Origin of the sequence: Ensifer sp. ENS10 (assembly GCF_014852025.1) — a bacterium.
Classification (GTDB): domain Bacteria; phylum Pseudomonadota; class Alphaproteobacteria; order Rhizobiales; family Rhizobiaceae; genus Ensifer.
Window position 1 is genome coordinate 519,308 of sequence record NZ_JACVAS010000003.1, and the last position, 16,271, is coordinate 535,578.

Consider the following 16,271-nt stretch of genomic DNA (forward strand, 5'->3'; position numbering starts at 1 on the left):
CTCCTTGTGTTTGTCTTTGGATCGGGATGCGGGCGGAAAACCGCCCGCATTTTGCTCAGTCGAGCAGGGCGGCCGTGATTGCGGTCGGCACGTCTTCGCCGCGGATCGCCAATTCCTCGAACTCGACGACGGCATTGATGTCTGCGCCCATGGAGATGTTGGTGACGCGCTCGAGGATGAACTCGATGACGACGGGAACCTGGTGCTCGTCCATCAGCGCCCGTGCCCGATCAAAGGCCTCCTGGAACTCGTTCGGGCTGCGCACCCGGATCGCCTTGCAGCCGAGGCCCTCGGCAACCGCGACGTGGTCGACGCCGTACCCCTTCTCTGCATCGCCCGAGGCATTGATGTTGTCGAAGGCAAGGCTGACCTCGAAGTCCATGTTGAAGCCGCGCTGCGCCTGGCGGATGAGGCCGAGATAGGAATTGTTCACGACCACATGCAGGTAAGGCAGCTTGTGCTGGGCGCCGACCGCCAGTTCCTCGATCAGGAACTGGAAGTCGTAGTCGCCGGAAAGCGCAACGATCGGCCGGTCCGGATCAGCGGCGCGAACGCCGAGAGCCGCTGGCAAAGTCCAACCGAGCGGGCCAGCCTGGCCGCAGTTGATCCAGTTGCGCGGCTTGTAGACGTGCAGGAACTGCGCACCGGCGATCTGGCTGAGACCGATGGTCGAGACGTAGCAGGTGTCGCGGCCGAAGGCCTTGTTCATCTCCTCGTAAACGCGCTGGGGCTTGAGCGGCGTCTGGTCGAAGTGCGTCTTGCGCAGCATGGTGCGCTTGCGCTCGCGGCACTCTTCCGCCCAGGCGGACCAATCGCGCAGCTTGCCGGCCGTCTTCCACTCCGTCGCGACGTCGAGGAAGAGTTTCAGCGCAGCGCCGGCATCCGAGACGATACCGAAATCAGGGGCGAAGACACGACCGATCTGGGTCGGCTCGATATCGACGTGAACGAACTTGCGGCCTTCCGTATAGGTCGGAACGTTGCCGGTGTGGCGATTGGCCCAACGGTTGCCGACACCGAGAACGAAGTCGGAAGCGAGCATGTTGGCGTTGCCATAGCGGTGCGAGGTCTGCAGGCCGCACATGCCGGCCATCAGCGGATGGTCGTCGGGGATCGTGCCCCAGCCCATCAGCGTCGGGATGACAGGAATGCCGGTGATCTCGGCGAATTCGGTCAAGAGGTCCGAGGCGTCGGCGTTGACGATGCCGCCGCCGGCGACGATCAGCGGACGCTCCGCCTCGTTCAGCATGGCCAGGGCCTTCTCGGCCTGGGCACGCGTCGCTTTCGGCTTATAGGGCTCAAGCGGCTGATAGGTGTCCGGATCGAACTCGATCTCGGCGAGCTGGACGTCGACCGGCAGGTCGATCAGCACCGGGCCGGGACGGCCGGAGCGCATGATGTGGAAAGCCTTCTGGAAGACGAAGGGAACCAGCGCCGGCTCCATGACGGTAACCGCCCACTTGGTGACGGGTGCGGCGATCTTCGCAATATCGACAGCCTGGAAGTCTTCCTTGTCGAGCCGGGCGCGCGGCGCCTGCCCAGTGATGCAGAGGATCGGGATCGAATCCGCTGAAGCCGAATAGAGGCCGGTGATCATGTCTGTGCCGGCCGGGCCCGACGTGCCGATGCAGACGCCGATATTGCCATGCTTGGCGCGGGTATAACCTTCGGCCATATGCGAGGCACCCTCGACGTGGCGGGCGAGAATGTGGCGGACGGAACCGCGGGCCTTCAGAGCCGAATAGAACGGGTTGATGGCGGCGCCAGGTACGCCGAAGGCACAGTCGATGCCTTCCTTCTCCAGAACATAAACAGCCGCGTCAACGGCACGCATCTTAGCCATGGGATTTCCTCCTATTTCCTGAAAACATAATCCATAATTTTCGATACGCAACACATAAATGGAAATCATTTCCATCATGTGGAAATAAAGATTTTCAACAATTCGGAGAAAATCCCTCCGTGGCCTGATAGAGGATGATGGCGAGAGACGTGATTTGCAGAGAGGCTTCGATGGATGGCAACGGCAGGGGAAAACGCGGACGCAAGGCGGGCGAGAATGCAGCACCGTCATCCGTACAGGTGCTCGATCGCAGCCTTGCTCTTCTGACGGTGGTCGCCGAGGAGGACGGCTCGACCCTGACCCAGCTTGCCGACCAGACCGGCATGCCGCCATCCACAGTGCATCGTCTGCTGACGACACTGGCCGGCCACGGCATGGTAATGAACGACCCGGACACCGGCGCCTGGACCGTCGGCCTCAAGGCCTTCGAGATCGGCAACGCCTATCTGCGCTTCCGCAAGCTCGGAACGATCAGCCGCCCCTTCCTCAAGGGCCTCATGGAGGAAAGCGGCGAAACGGCGAATATCGGCATCGAGGAAGGCGGCGATGTCGTTTTCATCTCGCAGGTCGAAAGCCACGCGCCGATGCGCGCCTTCTTCCGCCCCGGCCGCCGTGGTCCGGTTCATGCCTCCGGCATCGGCAAGGCGATCCTTTCGACCTGGTCGGACAAGGAGATCGCTCAGCTGCTCGGTGGCCGTGAACTCGCGCATTTCACCGACAAGACCCGCGACACGCTGTCGGCGCTCTTGAAGGACATCCAGGAAATCCGTCACCGCGGCTGGTCCGTCGACGATGAGGAGCACACGCTCGGCATGCGCTGTGTCGCAGCACCAATCTTCAACGAATATGGCGAAACCATCGCCGGCATCTCGATCTCCGGCCCGTCCGTCCGCGTCAGCGACCAGAAGCTTTCGACCTTCGGCCCCATCGTGCGCGAACGCGCCGACGCCCTGACGAGGGCAATGGGTGGCAAACGACCGGAAGACCTGTAAGCACGAGAAAACGCCGCGTATCCAAACGAAACGCGGCGTTTTGAATGGTGGGCTCAACCCTTTTTCGGCTTCGCGAACCCCAAAAGGCGTTCAAAGCCCGGTCAGGCCGTTTCGAGGCTTCTGACCGCTGCCGTTGCCCCATCCTTCGCGCCGTTTGCAGCGCGTTTCATCGGCTTGCCAGCGACGTAGGTCTCCGCCACGCAGCGGTCGTCACCCATCGTCTGCAGAATGAACAGCTCCTCTGCAAGCGAACCGGTAACCCGCATGCGCAGCTCCATCGACGGCTTGGCACGGCTGTCGAGCACGACGATGTCGGCATCGGCGCCCACATGCAGCGAGCCGATACGATCTTCGAGATCAAGCGCGCGAGCATTGCCGAGCGTTAGGCGATAGAACGAGTTGAACGGTGTCAGCCGCTGGCCCTGCAGGTGCAACACCTTATAGGCCTCGTCCATCGTCTCCAGCATCGAGAAGCTCGTTCCGGCGCCGACGTCGGTCGCGACCGACCAGCGCGCGCCGAGCTTGTCGAAGCGATCCCTGTCAAAGAGACCGGAGCCGAGGAACAGGTTCGAGGTCGGGCAGAAGGTGCCGACCGCGCCTGTCTCGGCGAGAACCGAGATCTCGCGATCGCTCAAATAAATGCAGTGGCCGAGCAAGGTCTTGCGTGTCAGAAGGTCGTAGCGCGCGTAGATATCGGTGTAGTCCTTGGCCTCCGGATAGAGCGAGGTCGCGAAGGCGATCTCGTCCTTGTTCTCGGAAAGATGCGTCTGGACGTAGCACTCCGGGTGCTCGGCCACGAGCGTGCGGCTCATCTCCATCTGTTCCGGGGTCGAAGTGATGGCAAAGCGCGGGCTGATGGCGTAATGCGCACGGCCGCGGCCGTGCCACTTGGCGATCAGCGCCTTGGTCTCGTCATAGCCCAGTTGCGGCGTATCGCGCAGCGCGTCGGGCGCATTGCGGTCCATCATCACCTTGCCGCCGATCATCAGCATGCCGCGGGCTTCCGCGGCGCTGAAATAGGCGTCGACGCTTTCCGGGTGCACCGAGCAATAGGCGACGGCCGTCGTCGTGCCGTTGGACAGAAGCTCGTCCATGAAACGGCCGGCGATGTAGTCGGCATGTTCCGGCTTCCGGAACTTCTGCTCCTCGACGAAGATGTAGGTATTCAGCCATTCGAGAAGCTGCGCGCCGTAGGAGGCGATCGCCTGCGTCTGCGGGAAATGCAGGTGCGTGTCGATCAGGCCAGGCAACACCAGATTGGGGCGGTGGTCCGCGACCTTGACGCCGGCGCCGGCGCGGCGGGCGACTTCGGCATGCTCGCCGATATCGGCAACCTTGCCGCCCCGCACCAGCACGGCGCCGTCCTCGAAGTAGCGATAGGAGGCGGTATCGTCGATGCCCTTGGGCTCGTCGACAAAGGTCAGAACGCGGCCGCGGATCAGCAAATCGGTCATTGGGTCTTTCCTCCATTCACGACGGATTCGTACCAGGCGACGAGCAACTGCCGCTCCTCGTCCGATACGCCGGTGACGTTGGCGGGCGGCATCGCATGCGAACGGCCGGCCTGCAGATAGATTTCACGCGCGTGGTTTGCGATCTCGGTGTCGGTTTCGAGCGTCACGCCCTTCGGCGGCACGACCAATCCTTCCCAGCCCGGTTCCTTGGCATGGCACATGGAACAGCGGCCAAGCACGGTGTCGCGGACCTTCGGAAAGGCTTCCGCCGTCACGAAGGGCTGCTGCGCGGCGGAGATCTTTTCCTCGCCACCGCCGGCAAGCACCTTCGGCACGGTCGACAGCCACATGATCGCGACGAAGAGCAGCGCGGTGACGAGCCAGGTCCAGGTCGGATTGCCCTTGTCGGCGTGGCGGGTGTTGAACCAGTGGCGGATGGTGACGCCCATCAGAAACACCAGCGAGGCGATGATCCAGTTGAACTGGGTGCCAAAGGCCAGCGGGTAGTGGTTCGACAGCATCAGGAACAAAACTGGCAGCGTCAGGTAGTTGTTGTGGGTTGAGCGCTGCTTGGCGATCACGCCGTACTTGGGATCCGGCGTGCGGCCCGCGATCAGGTCGCCGACGACAACCTTCTGGTTCGGAATGATGATGAAGAACACGTTGGCCGACATGATCGTCGCGGTAAATGCGCCGAGATGCAGGAAGGCGGCGCGGCCGGTGAAGAGCTGCGTGTAACCCCAGGCCATGCCGACGAGGATGAAGTACAGAAGCACCATCAGCCTGGTGTTGTCGCGGCCGAAGGGCGACTTGCAGATCGTGTCATAGGCGAGCCAGCCGAAGGCGATCGAGCCCAGTGAGATGGCGATCGCCACCGGCTTAGAAACATCGAGCACGTTCGGATCGATCAGGTAGAGGTCGGCACCGGCATAGTAGACCATGCACAGCATGCCGAAGCCTGAAAGCCAGGTGACGTAGGATTCCCATTTGAACCAGATCAGGTGCTCCGGCATGTTGGCCGGCGCCACCAGATACTTCTGGATGTGGTAAAAGCCGCCGCCGTGCACCTGCCACTCTTCGCCATAGGCACCGACCGGCAGATCCGGTCGCTTCTTCAGGCCAAGGTCAAGTGCAACGAAATAAAATGACGAACCGATCCACGCGATACCCGTGATGACGTGCAGCCATCTCATGGCAAAGGTGAGCCAATCCCAGGCTATGGCATACTCGTACATGGAATTCTCCCATTTCTCCTCGGACCATTATGTGTCATTGCTGGAGGTCGCGGGAACGTCGCTGCTTCACCAACACTTTCAAAAAAATCTATAAAATAGCGACGCAATGGATAGGCTAGAGAGAAGCCGGAGGAGTGGGACGGAGGCATGTCTTATCTGGACAATGTGCGCGTCTTCGTGCGCGTCGTAGAGCTTGGAACCCTATCGGCGGCCGGTCGCGACCAGCGCGTGACGCCGGCGGTTGCAAGCAATAGAATCAAAGAGTTGGAACGCCATATGGGCGTTCGCCTGTTCAACCGAACGACGCGCAAGCTGACCCCGACGGAGCATGGCCGCGTCTTTTACGATGGCGCGGTGAAGATCCTCGAAGCGGTCAACGAGGCCGAAAACGCGATCGCCGATCTATCGCGCAATCCGAAGGGGGCGCTGAAGATTACCGCTCCCTTGGGGATAGGTCGGCGCCTGATTGCATCGGGCATTCCCGAATTCCATGACAAGTATCCCGACATCGAAGTGCGGCTTCGTCTGTCGGACCACAATGTCGATATCCTCTCGGAAGGCGTCGACGTCGCGTTCAAGCTCGGCATCCTCGAAGATTCGAACCTGCGCATGCGTGGCATCATGAACTGCGAGCGCGTGGTCTGCGGGTCGCCCGACTATTTCGAGAAGCGCGGCGTGCCCCAAACCCCTGACGCGCTGATCGCCGACAAACACGACTGTCTGCTGCTGCGCTACCCGGGTTCGAAGGAGTATTTCTGGACGCTCCAGACCATAGAAGGCATGCGCAAACTCGAGGTGACCGGCCCCTATGATTCCGACGACGGCGACGTGCTTACCCAATGGGCGCTCGACGGCCGCGGCATCATCAACAAGCCTCTCTTCGAGGTGAAAAGCCACATCAACTCCGGCGCGCTCGTGCCGATTCTGACCGACACGCCGCCGCTCAGCGTACAGCTTGCGGCGATCTATCCACACAAGCGCTTCCAGGATCCGAAAGTCAGGCTGATGATCGACTACATGGCCGAGCGCTGTCAGCGCTTGATCGGCAAGGCGCTGGAGTAGCGTCTAGAGCGCCGTGCGTTCAGACGAACGCACTAAGGACGCTCTGGCACTTTGATTCTAGAGCATCTTGTCCGCTTTCAGTGATTCCACTGAAAGCGGGATGCTCTAGCCTCTCGTCTTCTCAATACCGGCAATACCGCTGACCTGCTCGACGAGAAAGTCGACCAGCAGGCGAACCCGGGCGATGCCTGCGCGCTCGGGCACGATCAGCAGGCTGAGCGGCACCGAAGGCAGCCTGTAGTCCGGCAGGATCGGCAACAGCCGACCACTCGCCAGGAGATCGTCGACGAGCCATTGGTGTGTTGGTGCGATGCCGCGCCCGGCGACCAGCGCCTCGCGGGCGGCAAGCCCATGGTCGACGAGGAACCGCCCGCCAAAGGGTACCGCGTGGCTGCGGCCGTCTGCTCCTTCCAGCGAGATCAGGTCACTGCCTGCGACGTTCGACATGCGGATTCCCTCATGGGCAGCGAGGTCGCGCGGGGCAGCCGGGCACCCACGTGCCGCCAGATAGGCGGGCGCGGCGACGAACAGACGGCGGCTTTCGCCAAGCACCCGGAGCTTCATGGAGCTGTCGGTGAGCGGCCCGAGACGCAGCGCGATATCGACCCCTTCCCGCACCAGATCGATCCGCTCGTCGGTCAGGCTGAGATCGACCTCGATATCAGGATAACGATCCTGAAAGGCGAAGATCAAGCGGGTTGCGTGCAGGACCCCGAAGGCGGCGGTGCAGGATACCCGGATGGTCCCGGCCGAGGCGCCGCGGGTGCTGCGCGCCTCGTCGCCTGCCTGGTCGACTAAGCGTAGGATCTGGATGCTGTTGGCATAGTAACGACTGCCTTCGTCGGTCAACGTGACGCGCCGGGTGGTGCGGCTAAGCAGGGGCACGCCGACGGCTTCCTCCAGCTCCCTCAGATGCCGCGTAACGCTCGACTGGCCGATGCCGAGTTCGCGGGCAACGGCCGACAGGCTGCCGCGCTCGGCGACCCGTACGAAGCTTCGCATCCGTTCCAGCGTCACGTCCGATTTATCCATTTTTCGGTATAATCCTATCCATATTGGATATCTACCGCATGGACAAACGGCGGTCTACCTAAAGTCTCAGTTCACGACTGAAGGATTGCCGACCATGAAAGTTCTGCTTGTCTATGCCCATCCCGAACCGCGTTCGCTGAACGGGACACTGCGCGATGTCGCTGTCAAGGCGCTGGAAGCCGAGGGACACGAGGTGCGCGTCACCGACCTCTATGCCGAAGGATGGAAATCCGAGATCGACCGCGCCGACTTCCCCGCGCTCCTTCCGGATGCCCGGTTCAAGCCAAGCCGTGCCTCGAAGGAAGCCTTCGCGACCAATACCCTGACCGCTGATGTCAGGGCCGAGCAGGAAAATCTGCTATGGGCCGATACCCTGATCCTGCAGTTTCCGCTGTGGTGGTACTCGATGCCGGCGATCCTGAAAGGCTGGGTCGATCGCGTCTATGCCTATGGCTTCGCCTATGGCGTTGGCGAACACAGCGACAAATACTGGGGCAAGCGGTTCGGCGAGGGAACGCTCGCAGGAAAACGTGCCATGTTGGTGGTGACAACAGGTGGCTGGGAAGAACACTACTCGCCGCGCGGGGTCAACGGACCGATCGACGATCTGCTTTTCCCGATCAATCACGGCGTTCTCTATTATCCCGGCTACGACGTACTTCCGCCTTTTGTCGCCTACCGGGTCGACGGTCTTGACGAAGCCGGTTTCGAAGCGACGGCCGAGCGGCTGAGGCAAAGGATGCGCACGCTAACAACCACGCCGCCTATTCCCTATCGCCGGCAGAATGGCGGCGACTACCTGATCCCGACCCTTGAACTGCGTCCGGATATCGAAGCCGCAGACGCGCGCGGCTTTGCGCTTCACCTGAACGGTGCGATACACCAGGGCAATAGCGCCTGAGCCGTTAGCGTGCAAACTTCGCGACAGCCGGACGACGCGGGCTATCGGGTTGGGCCGGCTGCCGGAAATTCAGCGCCGCCGCCATGACTTCCGCGGCGGCAAGCGCTGCGATGACGGCCGGCCGCTTGTCCTTAACCGACGTGCCGCCGATCGGGCAGACGAGCCGGTCGAAAAGATCCGGGCGGCCGATCTCACGCGACAACCAATTCTTGAAGGTCCCGCGTTTCGTCTTCGAGCCGATCATGCCGACATAGGATGCGTCGTCGCGGCGAAGCGCCTCGGCGGCGATCAGGAAGTCGAGCGCGTGGTCGTGCGTCAGGATCACGAAGGCGCTGCCGGGCGGGGCGTCGCGCACGACCGCCTCAGGCATCGCCGTCAGGCAGGTTTCAATGCCCGGTATATCGGCGACAGCCGAAAGCTCGTTCTCGCGGGTATCGACGAGAACGGTGCGGACCGGAACCAGGGACAGCGCCATGGCCAGCGCATCGCCGACATGGCCGGCGCCGAAGACATAGACATGCGGCCGGCTGGCGATTTCCAGGTCGCTGCGTTCAATCAGCATGGCGGCTTTCTCCCGATCGATGCGTGTGAAGGCGAGCGCCACGCGCCCGCCGCAACACTGGCCGATCTCCGGACCGAGCGGGATGGTCATTGCCTCCAGCGCGTCGCCGCGCTTCAGCGCCCGCCGGCCATGGTCGATCGCCATATATTCGAGCTGGCCGCCGCCGATCGTGCCGAAGAGGCTATCGGTGGCGACGAGCATCCAGGCATCGGTGTCGCGCGGCGTCGAGCCGGCTGCACCCGTCACTTCCACAAGCACACAATCCGGCTCGCGTCGGAGAAAGTCCCTGATATCTTCGCGGCTCGCCACCATGACAATCAGCCCCTGTTACCCTTTCTGCCTCGCGGCCGCCCGCAGCCGCTCGATCGCCATCAGCACCCGTTCCGGCGTCGCCGGCGCATCAAGGCGCGGTGCTATACGATACTCCGCAACACTGGCCGCCGCCATCGACAAGGCCTCCAGAACGGAAATGCCGAGCATGAACGGCGGTTCCCCGACCGCCTTCGAACGGCGGATCGTTTCTTCGCGGTTGACCGACCATTCGGCAAGCCGGGTGTTGAAGACGCGCGGCCGATCGGACGCAAGCGGGATCTTGTAGGTCGAAGGCGCGTGGGTGCGCAGCCGACCCTTGGCATCCCACCAGAGTTCTTCCGTCGTCAGCCAGCCCATGCCCTGGACGAAGGCGCCTTCCACCTGGCCGAGGTCGAGCGCCGGGTTCAGCGACCGGCCGACGTCGTGCAGGATGTCGGTGCGATCCACCTGGTATTCGCCAGTCAATGTGTCGACGCTGACTTCGGAGCAAGAGGCGCCATAGGCATAGTAGAAGAACGGCCGGCCCCGGCCTTCCGCGCGGTTCCAGTGGATCTTCGGCGTCTTGTAGAAACCGGCAGCCGAAAGCTGGATGCGGGCGCCATAGGCGATCTTGATGAACTCGTTGAAACCAAGGCGTTCGGCGCCGATGCGAACCGTGTTCGGCTCGAAAGCGACGTCGGCCTCAGCAACGTTCCAGCGCTCGGCGGCAAAGCGCACGAGCCTCTCCTTGATCTGCTGGGCGGCGTTGGCGGCCGCCATGCCGTTGAGATCGGAGCCCGACGAAGCAGCCGTCGCCGACGTGTTCGGCACTTTGCCGGTCGTCGTCGCCGTCACCTTGATCCGGTCGAGGTTGACCTGGAACTCATCGGCAACCACCTGGGCGACCTTGGTGTAGAGCCCCTGCCCCATCTCGGTGCCGCCGTGGTTCAGATGGATCGAGCCATCCGTATAGACGTGCACCAGCGCGCCGGCCTGGTTGTATTCGGTCTTGGTGAAGGAGATGCCGAACTTCACCGGTGACAGCGCGATGCCGCGCTTGACCACATGGTTTTCGCGGTTGAAGGCGATCACCGCCTCACGACGCTTGGCATAGTCGGCCGAGGTTTCCAGTTCCTCGATGATGCGGCCGATGATGTTGTCTTCAACCGTCTGGTGATAGGGCGTGAGGTTGCGGCCCTCGCCGCCGTAGAAGTTCAGCTTGCGGATTTCGAGCGGATCCTTGCCGACGGCATAGGCGATCTCCTCGATCATGCGTTCGCCGCCGACCATGCCCTGCGGACCGCCGAAACCGCGGAATGCGGTGTTGGAGACCGTGTTGGTCTTCAGCGGACGCGAGCGCAGGCGCACGTTCGGATAGAAGTAGCAATTGTCGGCGTGGAACAGCGCGCGGTCGGTGACCGGACCGGAGAGATCGGCCGAATAGCCGCAGCGCGCCGAAAAGACCGCGTCCACCGCCTCAATACGACCTTCATCGTCGTAGCCGAGCTTGTAGTCGACATGGAAGTCGTGGCGCTTGCCGGTCGCGCTCATGTCGTCGTCGCGATCAGGCCTGACCTTGACCGGGCAGTGGTATTTCTTGGCAGCAACCGCTGCAACCGCTGCGAAAATGTTGGCCTGGGTTTCCTTGCCGCCGAAGCCACCGCCCATGCGGCGCACGTTGACGGTCACCGCATTCGACGGCACGCCGAGAACGGTCGCAACCATGTGCTGCGTCTCAGCCGGATGCTGCGTCGAGGAGTAGACGAGCACTTCGTCGTCCTCGCCGGGGATGGCGAAAGAGATCTGGCCTTCCAGATAGAAGTGATCCTGGCCGCCGATGCGCATCTCGCCTTCGAGGATGTTCTTCGCCTTGGCGAAGCCGCCTTCGATGTCGCCCCGCTCGAGCTTGAGCGGATCGATGACCAGCGGATAGTTGGCGGCCGCCGCTTCCAGCACGTCGGTCACATGCGGCAGGTCGCGGTACTCGATCTTGACCTTGGCCGCCGCGCGGCGGGCCGCCTCACGCGAGGTGGCGATGACGGCAAAGATCGGCTGGCCGTGGAACTCCACCTTGTCGGTGACGAAGATCGGCTCATCGTGCTTGTGGGCCGGGCTGATGTCGTTTTCGCCGGGAATGTCGGCCGCCGTCAGCACGCCGATCACGCCATCGCTGCTCGACACGGCCTCGAAGTCGATCGACAGGATGTCGGCATGTGCTCGCTGCGACAGGCCGAGATAGCCGTGCAGTGTGCCCTGTGGTTCCGGAATGTCGTCGATGTATTCGGCGGTTCCCGACACGTGCTTGTGGCCGGATTCGTGCCGTTCGTTTTCGTGTACGCCGCCGCGGATGCGGTCGATGGGCTGCATCACGTTCATGGCTTCCTCCCTTAAACCGCGACAGCAATGGTGCGGTCGAGGCGGATCTGTCCGCTCGACTGCGTCTCAAGATAGAAGCGGCGAAGCAGGTTCTTCGCCACCAACTGGCGGTACTCGGCCGAGGCGCGCCAGTCGGTGAGCGGCGTGAAATCCTCGTCAAATGCCGCTACGGCGCGCTCGATCGTGTCCTCGTTCCACTCCGCGCCCTTGAGTGCGGCCTCGACATTGGAGGCTCGCTTCGGCGTGCCGGCCATGCCACCGAAGGCAATCACTACGTCGGTCACCCGATCGGCATTGAAGGCGATGCGGAAGGCGCCGCAGACGGCGGTGATGTCCTCGTCCAGACGCTTCGTCACTTTGTAGACAGCGACACGGGCATTATCCGAGACGAACGGGATGCGCACGGATTCCACGAACTCGCCTGGCTCGCGATCCTGCTTGCCATAGGCGATGAAGAAATCCTCAAGCACGACCGTGCGACGGCGAGCGCCCTTGCGCAGCGTGATCGAAGCGCCAAGCGCGATCAGGGCCGGCGGCGTGTCGCCAATCGGCGAGCCGTTGGCGATGTTGCCACCGACGGTGCCCATGTTGCGGACCTGCTGGCCGCCGATGCGGTCCCAGAGCTCCGTCAGTTCGGGGAAATGCGCGACGATAACAGGATAGGCCTCGGCATAGCTCACACCGGCGCCAAGCGTGACGCCATCCGCATCGACCGTGATCCGCCGCAACTCTTCGAGATGAGTCAGGTGAATGACCGGAGAGATGTCGCGCATGAACTTCGTTACCCAGAGGCCGACATCGGTCGAGCCGGCAACGATCGTCGCCTTGGGGTTGGCTTCGAACACGGCGGCGAAATCATCGACCGAACCCGGCAGGATGAAGCGCTCCAACTCAGTGCCGATCTCGACGCGACGGCCATCCTGCAGGGCAGCCAGTTCTTTGGCGATCCGATCGCGTTCGGCGACCAGCGGATCCTTGCAGACATCGCCGATCGTCGAGATCGCTTCGGCTGCGCGAATGATCGCGGCATAGCCGGTGCACCGACAAAGATTGCCCTGAAGCGCCTTTTCGATATCGGCGATGGACGGCTTCGGGTTTTCCATCCAAAGGCCATAGAGCGACATCACGAAACCGGGCGTGCAGAAGCCGCACTGCGAAGCGTGCGTGTCGAGCATCGCCTGCTGCACCGGGTGCAGCGGACCGGCTGGCTGTGCCAAAGAATCCACCGTGACGATATGACAGCCATCGAGCGAGCCGACGAAGCGGATGCAGGCATTGACCGACTCGTATTTGAGCTTGCCGTCGAGCAGGCGGCCGATAAGCACCGTGCAGGCGCCGCAGTCGCCCTCGGCGCAGCCTTCCTTGGTGCCCTTCAGATTGCGGTCGATGCGCAGGAAATCGAGCAGGGTCTCGACCGGTGAGACGTCGGCGAGCTCGACCAGGCGGTGGTTCAAGAGGAAACGAATGGTGTTGCGGATCTGGATCGTCATCGCTTAGCTCCCGCGATAGGTGGAGTAGCCATAGGGCGAGAGAAGCAGCGGCACATGATAGTGCGCACCCTGGTTGTCGATGCCGAAGCGGATCGGGATCACATCGAGGAACGGGTTCTCGCCGCGCTTGCTCTGACCGCCGAGATAATCACCGGCGTGGAAATGCAGCTCGTAGGTGCCGGTCTGCATGCGCTCGCCGCTGAGCAGCGGCTCGTCGCAGCGGCCGTCGTCATTGGTCCTGACGGACTTGATGTGGGTCTGGCGCTCGCCATCGACCCGGTAGAGCTCGATGCGCAGCCCCTCGGCCGGCTTGCCGCTTGCCGTATCCAACACGTGCGTCGTCAGGCGACCGGCGTTTCCACCATGAGATTGCATTCTTTTCGCTCCTCCCGAAGTCAGCTTTCCACCTCGCAGTATTCCGGCATTCCGGCCCGCTTGGTAGCGAGCGGATCATTCGAGACTTTCAAAATTTTTGGGGGGAATGGCTCGAAACAAATGCCGCTAGAAATTTGCTGCAGAGACGAAAATGTCTGGAGGAGCTGCTTTGATGAGATACCCCCGCGATCTTCACGGCCACGGCCCGAACTTCAAGATTACATGGCCAGACGGCGCGCGCATCGCCGTGCAATTCGTCATCAATTATGAGGAAGGCGGAGAGAACTGCGTGCTGCATGGCGACGCGGCCTCCGAAGCGTTTCTGTCGGAAATCGTCGGTGCGCAGGCCTGGCAGGGCCAGCGCCACTGGAACATGGAATCGATCTACGAGTATGGCGCGCGCGCAGGCTTCTGGCGGCTGCACCGCATGTTCACCGAACGCGGCGTGCCGGCGACGGTCTATGGCGTCGCCACCGCGTTGAAGCGCTCGCCCGAGCAGGTCGCCGCCATGCAGGATGCCGGCTGGGAAATCGCCTCGCACGGCCTCAAGTGGATCGAGCACAAGGACTTTTCGCCGGAGCGCGAGCGCCAGGAGATCGCCGAGGCGATCCGGCTGCACACGATCGTTACCGGCGAGCGACCGCGCGGCTGGTACACGGGCCGCTGCTCCGACAACACGCTCGATCTCGTCACCGAAGCTGGCGGATTTGACTATGTGTCGGACGCCTACGCGGACGATCTACCCTACTGGCATGAGCATGCCGGCCGCCATCAACTCGTCATCCCCTATACGCTCGACAGCAACGATATGCGTTTCGCGACGCCACAAGGCTTCAACAGCGGCGACCAGTTCTTCAGCTACCTCAAGGATAGCTTCGACGTGCTCTATGCCGAAGGCACCGCCGGTGCGCCGAAGATGCTGAGCATCGGGCTGCACTGCCGCCTCGTCGGCCGTCCCGGCCGCGCCGCAGCTCTGGCCCGTTTCCTCGACTATGTGCAGAGCCATGAAAAGGTCTGGCTTGCAAAGCGCGTCGACATCGCTCGCTACTGGACAGAGACCTATCCGTTCAAGGCCTGGGACGATCGCCCGTCGCGGCTTAGCGAAGAGGCCTTTGTCACCAAATTCGGCGGCGTCTTCGAACATTCGAAGTGGATCGCTAAGCGCGCCTTCCAGGGCGAGCTTTCACCCGCCAACGACACGGCGCTAGGTCTTACAGCCGCACTCTCCGCCGTCTTCCGCGAAGCCTCCGCGGAGGAGCGGCTTGCCGTTCTGATCGCCCACCCCGATCTCGCCGGTAAGCTGGCGCAGGCGAAGCGCCTCACCGAAAGCTCGACCAACGAACAGGCATCCGCCGGGCTCGATGCGCTGACCGACGCAGAGCGCGAGCGCTTCACCACGCTCAACGCCGCCTATGTCGACAAGTTCAAGTTCCCGTTCATCATGGCCGTGAAGGGACGCACCAAGGACGAGATCCTCGCCGCCTTCGAAAGCCGGGTCGAAAACGACTGCGAGACGGAATTCGAGACGGCGTGCCGGCAGGTGGAGCGGATCGCCTTTCTGCGCCTCAAGGACATGTTGCCGAGCTGAGGGCCTCGCGATGACGACCGACGGCGTGAGCCCGCCCGAATTCGCGCTAAACGCGATCAACCTCGCCTCCGCCGCTCTCGGCGCGAGGCCGGTCTTCGCAACCGACGAGTTCTTCGCGCCGGTCGAGCGCATGCTTCAGGACGCGCCGCCGGTCTATCATCCCGGTGTCTATGACGAGAACGGCAAGTGGATGGACGGCTGGGAGACGCGGCGTCGCCGCGGCCCCGGCAACGATCATGCCATCATCGCGCTTGCCGCAAACGGTCGTATCCGCGGCTTCGAGGTCGATACGGCGCATTTCACCGGCAACTATCCGAGCGCCTGCGCCATCGACGCCTGTCTGGCGCCCGATGGACCGGATGAGCGGACGGCCTGGACGGAACTTGTCTGCGCGCGGCCGCTCGGGCCGAGTGCGCTTCATCATTTCGAGGCCAGGTCGGAAGCGGTCTGGAGCCATGTCCGCCTGCGCATCTATCCCGATGGCGGCATCGCCCGCCTCAAGGTTTACGGCACGCCCGCCCTGGACCGGGCGGCGATCGGCGACACGGCAGTCGATCTCGCCTCGTCGCTGCTCGGCGGCCGCATCATCGCCTACTCGAACGGGCACTACGGCCACCAGCGGCTGCTTGCGCCCGGACGCGGCATCAACATGGGCGATGGCTGGGAGACACGCCGCCGACGCGAGCCCGGAAACGACTGGATCGTGGTGAAACTTGCGGCGCGCGGTGCGGTCGAGCGGATCGTGGTCGATACCGCCCACTTCAAGGGAAACTACCCGGATGCCTGCTCGCTGCAGGCAGCCGACCTCAGCGCAGCCACGTGCGAGCTGGCTGCCTCGATCACCGCATCGTCGATGTTCTGGCGCGAGGTTCTGCCGCAGCAGAAGCTCTCGGCCGACAGCCTGCACACCTATGAAGCACACGAATGGGCCGCTGGTCCGGTGACCCATGTGCGTTTCAACATCTTCCCCGACGGCGGCATCAGCCGGCTGCGTGTCTTCGGGCGTATTGCGAAAGCCGGCAGCCCCTAGATCGTTTCGCAGAGGAAACGAAATGATCGAACCCGAACCG

Annotated in this window: 13 protein-coding genes; 5 read left to right on the forward strand and 8 right to left on the reverse strand. The window is 62.8% G+C overall.

Annotation, left to right across the window (positions count from 1 at the left end; all coding sequences use genetic code 11):
• Positions 1-55: 55 nt before the first annotated feature.
• Entirely contained in the window at positions 56-1,843 is a 1,788-nt protein-coding gene (gene gcl / locus IB265_RS15565; RefSeq protein ID WP_057249213.1) for a glyoxylate carboligase, read from the reverse strand.
• Positions 1,844-2,013: 170 nt separating this feature from the next.
• Between gcl and IB265_RS15570 the strand changes: the two genes are divergently transcribed.
• Positions 2,014-2,835, forward strand: a complete 822-nt coding sequence (locus IB265_RS15570) for an IclR family transcriptional regulator (protein WP_057249214.1) — start codon at positions 2,014-2,016, stop codon at positions 2,833-2,835.
• A gap of 101 nt (positions 2,836-2,936) precedes the next feature.
• Here the strand turns inward: IB265_RS15570 and guaD are convergent, their stop codons facing one another.
• The gene (gene guaD, locus IB265_RS15575) at positions 2,937-4,289 is read right to left on the reverse strand and encodes a guanine deaminase (RefSeq protein ID WP_057249215.1); all 1,353 of its coding nucleotides are present in this window, start codon (positions 4,287-4,289) and stop codon (positions 2,937-2,939) included.
• Positions 4,286-5,524, reverse strand: coding sequence for a urate hydroxylase PuuD (locus tag IB265_RS15580; RefSeq protein ID WP_058322534.1), 1,239 nt, complete (start codon positions 5,522-5,524; stop codon positions 4,286-4,288). Before IB265_RS15580 ends, guaD begins: the two co-directional genes overlap by 4 nt.
• A 147-nt stretch (positions 5,525-5,671) precedes the next feature.
• Between IB265_RS15580 and IB265_RS15585 the strand changes: the two genes are divergently transcribed.
• Entirely contained in the window at positions 5,672-6,586 is a 915-nt protein-coding gene (locus IB265_RS15585; RefSeq protein WP_192494879.1) for a LysR family transcriptional regulator, read from the forward strand.
• 105 nt (positions 6,587-6,691) lie between these two features.
• Here the strand turns inward: IB265_RS15585 and IB265_RS15590 are convergent, their stop codons facing one another.
• A complete protein-coding gene (locus IB265_RS15590; protein ID WP_057249218.1) occupies positions 6,692-7,618 on the reverse strand; it encodes a LysR family transcriptional regulator in 927 nt (308 codons plus the stop codon).
• A gap of 94 nt (positions 7,619-7,712) precedes the next feature.
• Between IB265_RS15590 and IB265_RS15595 the strand changes: the two genes are divergently transcribed.
• The gene (locus IB265_RS15595; protein WP_112996918.1) at positions 7,713-8,519 is read left to right on the forward strand and encodes an NAD(P)H-dependent oxidoreductase; all 807 of its coding nucleotides are present in this window, start codon (positions 7,713-7,715) and stop codon (positions 8,517-8,519) included.
• A gap of 4 nt (positions 8,520-8,523) precedes the next feature.
• Here the strand turns inward: IB265_RS15595 and xdhC are convergent, their stop codons facing one another.
• The 4 genes from xdhC to uraH are packed head-to-tail and all read right to left on the reverse strand — an operon-like array spanning position 8,524 to position 13,613.
• On the reverse strand, positions 8,524-9,390 hold the full coding sequence (gene xdhC, locus IB265_RS15600; protein WP_057249279.1) for a xanthine dehydrogenase accessory protein XdhC: 867 nt from the start codon (positions 9,388-9,390) through the stop codon (positions 8,524-8,526).
• An 18-nt stretch (positions 9,391-9,408) separates the two neighbouring features.
• Positions 9,409-11,748, reverse strand: a complete 2,340-nt coding sequence (gene xdhB, locus IB265_RS15605; protein ID WP_192494880.1) for a xanthine dehydrogenase molybdopterin binding subunit — start codon at positions 11,746-11,748, stop codon at positions 9,409-9,411.
• Between the two features lie 11 nt (positions 11,749-11,759).
• Positions 11,760-13,238, reverse strand: coding sequence for a xanthine dehydrogenase small subunit (gene xdhA / locus IB265_RS15610; RefSeq protein WP_192494881.1), 1,479 nt, complete (start codon positions 13,236-13,238; stop codon positions 11,760-11,762).
• A gap of 3 nt (positions 13,239-13,241) precedes the next feature.
• Positions 13,242-13,613 carry a hydroxyisourate hydrolase gene (gene uraH / locus IB265_RS15615; RefSeq protein ID WP_192494882.1) on the reverse strand — a complete coding sequence of 124 codons (372 nt, stop codon included), beginning with the start codon at positions 13,611-13,613 and terminating at the stop codon, positions 13,242-13,244.
• A 172-nt stretch (positions 13,614-13,785) separates the two neighbouring features.
• Here uraH and puuE point away from each other — a divergent pair, with 172 nt between their 5' ends.
• Entirely contained in the window at positions 13,786-15,201 is a 1,416-nt protein-coding gene (gene puuE, locus IB265_RS15620; RefSeq protein ID WP_192494883.1) for an allantoinase PuuE, read from the forward strand.
• Positions 15,202-15,211: 10 nt separating this feature from the next.
• Positions 15,212-16,231: an allantoicase gene (gene alc, locus IB265_RS15625; protein WP_192494884.1), complete on the forward strand. Its 1,020-nt coding sequence runs from the start codon at positions 15,212-15,214 to the stop codon at positions 16,229-16,231.
• The last annotated feature ends 40 nt before the right edge of the window (positions 16,232-16,271 follow it).